Here is a 6,158-nt window from a genome sequence, read left to right as displayed (position 1 = left end):
GTCACCGCCAGAGCGGCAAAAAAGGGACCCTCAGATGAGGATCCCTTTATGATTAAAAAATTGTGGGACAGCAGTGGAGCCTAGGCTCGGTTTTTTATTCTACACAGTGCGCGGTGCACACCACTCTAGATTAGATCAACAGCTCAACCAATCACACCTCAGCGAACCACACAAACAAATCAACCTAGAACAAGATCCAGCATTAAGCCTCAGACGTAGATTCAATCTTATGAATACTCAAATCTGCACCGTTGTACTCTTCCTCTTGCGTCAGGCGAAGCCCTAACAGCAACTTAATAACGCCATAAACGACAACACCACCAACAACAGCAACAAGAATACCGGCCCCAGTACCAATCACTTGAGAGGTCAGGCTCACACCACCTAGGCCACCCAATGACTCAGAACCAAAAACACCGACAGCAATACCACCCCAAGCACCACACACACCATGAAGCGGCCACACACCCAGCACATCATCAATCTTCCACTTATTCTGCTGAATGGTAAACAAACCAACAAAAATAGCGCCTGCAATCGCGCCTACAACCAGCGACCCCATAGGATGCATCACATCAGACCCAGCACAAACAGCAACCAAGCCCGCCAACGGACCGTTATGAATAAACCCTGGGTCATTCCGGCCAAAAATCAGGGCCGTAATAATACCACCCACCATCGCCATCAAAGTATTTACCGCAACCAACCCCGAGATACCATCCATTGTCTGGGCTGACATCACATTAAAGCCAAACCAACCAATGCATAAAATCCAAGAACCTAAGGCTAAAAAGGGGATATTCGATGGAGGAAAGGCAACCAAACGCCCGCCTTTGTAACGCCCATTACGAATACCCAGCATTACGACAGCAACAAGCGCCAACCAGCCACCCATACCATGCACGACCACCGATCCAGCAAAGTCATGGAAAGCAGCGCCAAAACGAGCCTCTAGCCAATCCTGAAAACCAAAATTACCGTGCCAAATAACACCTTCAAAAAACGGATATACAAACGCAACAATCAGCGAGGAGGCCAACAAAAAAGGCCAAAACTTAGCGCGTTCGGCAATACCACCGGAGACGATTGCAGGAATAGCCGCAGCAAAGGTCATCAAAAAGAAAAACTTAACCAGCTCATAACCGTTATTCGTTGCCAGCTCAGATGCAGGAGAGAAAAAGGTAACACCGTAAGCAACCCAATAGCCGATAAAGAAATAAGCCATCGCCGAGAACGCAAAGTCAGTCAAAATTTTAACCAGCGCATTCACTTGGTTTTTATGACGAACCGTTCCCACCTCTAAAAAGGCAAAGCCCGCGTGCATGGCAAACACCATGATCGCGCCCATTAAGATAAATAACGTATTCGAACTTTGAACCAGCGTTTCCACGGCGCTATTAACGTTTTCCACTGACAGACTCCTGTTTTACCTGACAAGTTGCATCAATTTAGTGCAAACATTAACCGCAAGCACTAATGTAATGCAAAACAAACATGTTTTTATATTTTTAATTGATCAAAATTGGCCACAAAATCGGCTAAAAACCCGTAATTAACAAGGCTTTAAGCCAATTACTGGGTTATAAAGCACGTCCAATCGATCCATTTACGCACTATTTAAAAGCACAAAACATGCCAAGCAAATAAACCTGCACTAGAAAGCAGCTTAAGCTTTATGGGTAATTTTAAAACAGCTATGAATACGGTTATTTCGCTTAAAATCCGGGTCTAATGTACTAAAAGTTATATCTTCAACAACGTAGCCACTTAACGCATCGTGATCTATTTTGAAGCGTCTATAATTATTAGAAAAGTACAATACGCCCTCTTTACGCAATAACCGCATCGCTGCATCAACCATATCCACATGATCTCGTTGCACATCAAGCACCCCCTCCATACGCTTTGAATTCGAAAAGGTAGGCGGGTCCATAAAAATAAGATCAAACGCAGGCCTGCGCTGCATTCTCAACCACTTCAGACAATCTTCCTGTATCTGCTGGTGTACACCTTGGCTAAAGCCATTCAGATCAAGGTTTCGCTTCGCCCAATTCAGATAGGTCGCCGACATATCAATACTGGTTGTACTTTTAGCGCCCCCTTTTGCTGCATGCACCGAAGCAGTGCCCGTATACGAGAACAGGTTTAATACATCTTTACCGGCAGCTTCCTGCTGGATACGGTAACGAATCGGACGGTGATCTAAAAAAAGCCCCGTATCAAGGTAATCATGCAAGTTCACCAATAAACGACAGCCATACTCATTCACCTCTTTGAAGCGATGGGTTTCTGATTGCTTTTCATATTGATTGGAACCTTGCTGCTTTTTACGCTGTTTTAAAATAACTTTATTGGCGGGAATTTCGAGCGCCACAGGAATAGCCGTCATAATCTCCTGCAAGCGTGAGAATGTTTTAACCGGGTCAATTTTTTTCGGCGCCGCATACTCCTGTACATGCACCTCATCACCATACATATCGATCGCCACTGAATATTCCGGCATATCCGCGTCATAGAGTCGGTAGCACTCTACCTGCTCATTTTTGACCCATTTAGCTAACTGCTTTCTATTTTTCAACAAGCGGTTGGCAAACATTTGAGCACCATCACTCAACGGCACTACGTCCTCCTCTTCACGCACCGTTTGCTCTGGGCGACGCTCGGAGATTGGGTAGACAAACAGGCGGCTTTCTAACGCGCCATTAAACAGCTTATATTGCTTATCTGCACGCATCCCCATCACCTTACACAGGTCAGGATTAGACGTGAAAATAGCGGCGGTCCAACCGGCAAACTGCTCTTTTAACTTGTCACCCAAGTGACGATAAAGAAACATTAACTGCTGGGTTTCACCTAAGCGCTCCCCGTAAGGCGGGTTGGTAACTAATAGCCCTACCCCTTCAGGCAACTGCTCGCGCTCAAGATCTTCCACTCGGCAGACTGCAAAATCGATAAATTCAGCCACCCCTGCCCTTTCCGCATTTTGTTTGGCGGACCTTAATACGGATTTATCCTCATCGCGGCCCACCAAACTAATCTCTAATTGAGATAAACCTTTAGCTTTTCGTCCATTCGCTTCCGCAACTAACTCATCCCATATCCCTTTCTGATGCCCCGTCCAACGGGAAAACCCATACCGCTTACGCTGCAAGCCCGGTGCAATATCAGCCGCCATCATTGCCGCTTCAATCAACAACGTCCCTGAACCACACATAGGGTCTAATAGGAGATCGAAATCAGCGATGCGCGCAGGCCAACCACTACGAAGTAAAACAGCCGCCGCTAAGTTCTCTTTCATCGGCGCTTGTCCTGCCTGCAATCGATAAGCACGACGGTGCAAACTATCTCCTGAAAGGTCAATCGCCACCGTCACTTTGCCACGGTGCATACGCACGTTAATACGCAGGTCCGGAGCAACCTTATCAACACTAGGGCGCGCGCCCGTCAAATCACGAATCTGATCCACAATGGCGTCTTTAACCTTTAGCGCACCAAAGTGGGTATTATTAATAGCGCGAGTCTGCCCCGTAAAATCAATCAACAAAGTGCCTTCGCTACGCATATGATCCAACCAGCTTACCTGCTGGACGGCATCATAAAGATCTTCTGTCGTTTCAGCGTCCCCTTGATAAACAGGCATCAATACACGGTTAGCTAAACGCGACCACAGACAGATACGGTAAGCATCTTCAAGATCACCATGACACTGCACACCCGCCACTGTTTGCTTGGTATCTTCAACACCGAGCTGGTGCAACTCCTCCTCAAGTAGCAACTCAAGGCCTTTAGGGCATGTCAAAAACAGTTTCATAGGAATCATTTACTCTGTAAGTATTTCATTCAACTTGCGATTGCAATGAAAATAAATCATTACAAATCACAAATGCTTATTCATTAACTAACTTGATGAATGCATTCGTTTTTTTGCATCCACGTAATAAGTTGCACTATCAAGTCTATACACTCGATAGACATTTTCAATCGCGCTCTTGCGTTTTTTCCGTTATCAATAGAGGTCTACCATGTGATTTTAATTAACTGCTAGGTAGATTTTAAGCGGATACCATGTCTCAAGGAACCGCTGCTCTCAAACTAAAACATCAAAGAGAGGCTCAACTACATGAAGAGACAAAAGCGTGATAGAAGTAACACACTTTTCAATCGAGGCTTTCAAGCCGGCATAAGTGGTAAATCTCGGGATCTCTGCCCGGTCAACACATCAGACCTTAGAAGTCACTGGATGAGTGGTTGGCGACAAGGACGAGAAGCTCACTGGAGCGGCATGGATGGAGTATCAGCGATACAAGCCGACCCAGCATTCCATTAAATTATAAACTATTTTAAAAAGGCTCCCTACTCAGGGAGCCTCATAATACTGACGAGCCATTCAATCAAGATGATATGAGCAATACTGTATAGGATAGAACAAAGCCCCTCAGTACGCTGAGTTAGACTCGTTAAACCGGCTCATTACCCTCTGATATACCGACCCTATTTGAAGGGCGCACTCTACACAAGGGAACTATAAAAGGCAACTATGAAGCCGTCTCCCTCTTGTTAACTGAGTGCCCTATTGCTGGGTCTACTTTTGATCAAAGCGTGCCTTTAGCGACGTTAAGCCCGCAGTATAAACACCCTGAATTAATTCAACAGCTTCCGCATCACTCACCCCATCGGCATAAAAGCGAGACTTCCACTTAATAGTACTCGTGTTATTACCATTATCGCTCACGACCATACTGCCTAAATAGCCATAAAGCGGCAAAGGCGATTTAAGTAAACGGTAGGTATACTGTTTGGCTGCTTCATCATACGCCGTTAGCTCATCATAAAGCGCATTACCGTCCGCTAACGTCAGTACTCGAATATCCCCCCCCGATCGCCCATCACCACGCAACTCACTTTTTGTAATCGCCGGGTGCCATTGATCTAAACTGTTGTAGTCTCCGACCAAGGCCCAGACTTCATCGGCAGGCGCATTCACAACCACATGCTTTGACACCGTTAGCCCATCGCCTCCTGCATAACTATAGGTTGATTGGGCTGCAAACAGTGCGAACACTAGACAGTACTGTGTAAGCTTTTTCATTATTATTTCCCTTTGTTTGATTGAAAACAGGTAAACGAAAATAATAATTGACATAATTATGGCTTAAAATTACTTTATATTGACAATTATTGTAAAGAAAACTTACATTATGAGCTTTACGCTTCAGCAAATACAAACACTCGATGCGCTGATCAAACAGGGCAGCATTCAAGCTGCTGCGCGTACTCTAAATAAAACGCATCCCAGCGTGATTGCCGTACTCAATAAGTTAGAAAGCACACTCAACATTACATTATTTGACCGCTCAGGTTACCGCTTAGCGTTAACCGAAGAAGGCGCTGCTTTTTATAAACACTCTCAACGCTTACTGAATGAGGTCGCAAGCTTAGAAGAGCAAGCAGAACATCTAAGCAAAGGGGAGGAAGCCGAACTCAATATTGTCATTGGCGACCTAACACCTATTCCCGAAGCAATGCAGATACTTAGAGAGTTCGCCCAACAATATCCATCCACACGTCTTAACTTTTTATTCGAAAACCTCAACGGCCCTAACGAGCAACTCTTTCATGGTAATGCTGACTTAATTATTCATCATATTGACCAAGCAGACCCTCGCTATGAGTACCAGCCCTTCTGTAACGTACGCGTTATACCGGTTGCATCCCCCCACTTTTTCAAAATCCCCCTAAATGAAGAGACAAAATATACCGACCTGAAAGGGCATACTCAGTGTGTTATTAGGGACACCTCAGTTATTGAGGAGAAACAAAACTATTTTATTATTAAAGACTCACCCCAGATGACGGTAGGCGATCAGCGCACGAAAAAAGAAATCATCATTCAATCGATGGCCTGGGGACACATGCCACTCTTTTTGATCGCCGATGAATTACAACGCGGTGAACTCATTTCGATACAAAATCAGCATATGCAAGGCCGCATCATTGATATTGTCGTTGCTCGTTTAAATGAAGAACATAAAGGAATTATGGCAGATAGGCTTTGGAACTTATTCACCGCAACTATCGGCAAATAGACGCTGACACTAAGGATCGCACTGTACCCGATATACCAGCACCCTATCACCCTGCTAACCACACGGATAACC

Annotated in this window: 5 protein-coding genes; 2 read left to right on the top strand and 3 right to left on the bottom strand. The window is 45.1% G+C overall.

All coding sequences use genetic code 11. From position 1 onward, the window contains the following. Positions 1 to 202 precede the first annotated feature (202 nt). Together A3773_RS15995 and rlmKL are read right to left on the bottom strand one after the other, a co-directional pair. On the bottom strand, positions 203 to 1,411 hold the full coding sequence (locus A3773_RS15995; RefSeq protein ID WP_067988225.1) for an ammonium transporter: 1,209 nt from the start codon (positions 1,409 to 1,411) through the stop codon (positions 203 to 205). Between the two features lie 255 nt (positions 1,412 to 1,666). After that, a complete protein-coding gene (gene rlmKL, locus A3773_RS15990) occupies positions 1,667 to 3,811 on the bottom strand; it encodes a bifunctional 23S rRNA (guanine(2069)-N(7))-methyltransferase RlmK/23S rRNA (guanine(2445)-N(2))-methyltransferase RlmL (RefSeq protein WP_156473557.1) in 2,145 nt (714 codons plus the stop codon). Between the two features lie 309 nt (positions 3,812 to 4,120). Here rlmKL and rmf point away from each other — a divergent pair, with 309 nt between their 5' ends. After that, positions 4,121 to 4,327 (top strand): ribosome modulation factor, encoded by a 207-nt coding sequence (gene rmf / locus A3773_RS17625; protein ID WP_075109595.1) that lies wholly within the window; start codon positions 4,121 to 4,123, stop codon positions 4,325 to 4,327. Between the two features lie 255 nt (positions 4,328 to 4,582). Here rmf and A3773_RS15985 read toward each other — a convergent pair whose 3' ends face one another. After that, positions 4,583 to 5,089 carry an SRPBCC family protein gene (locus A3773_RS15985; RefSeq protein ID WP_067988215.1) on the bottom strand — a complete coding sequence of 169 codons (507 nt, stop codon included), beginning with the start codon at positions 5,087 to 5,089 and terminating at the stop codon, positions 4,583 to 4,585. Between the two features lie 109 nt (positions 5,090 to 5,198). On the opposite strand from A3773_RS15985, the gene A3773_RS15980 reads away from it, so the two are divergent. Next, positions 5,199 to 6,086 carry a LysR family transcriptional regulator gene (locus A3773_RS15980; protein WP_067988212.1) on the top strand — a complete coding sequence of 296 codons (888 nt, stop codon included), beginning with the start codon at positions 5,199 to 5,201 and terminating at the stop codon, positions 6,084 to 6,086. The last annotated feature ends 72 nt before the right edge of the window (positions 6,087 to 6,158 follow it).

Source organism: Neptuniibacter pectenicola, assembly GCF_001597735.1.
GTDB lineage: Bacteria > Pseudomonadota > Gammaproteobacteria > Pseudomonadales > Balneatricaceae > Neptuniibacter > Neptuniibacter pectenicola.
Note: the sequence above shows the minus strand (reverse complement) of the source record. Positions and strands in the feature narration are given on the sequence as shown.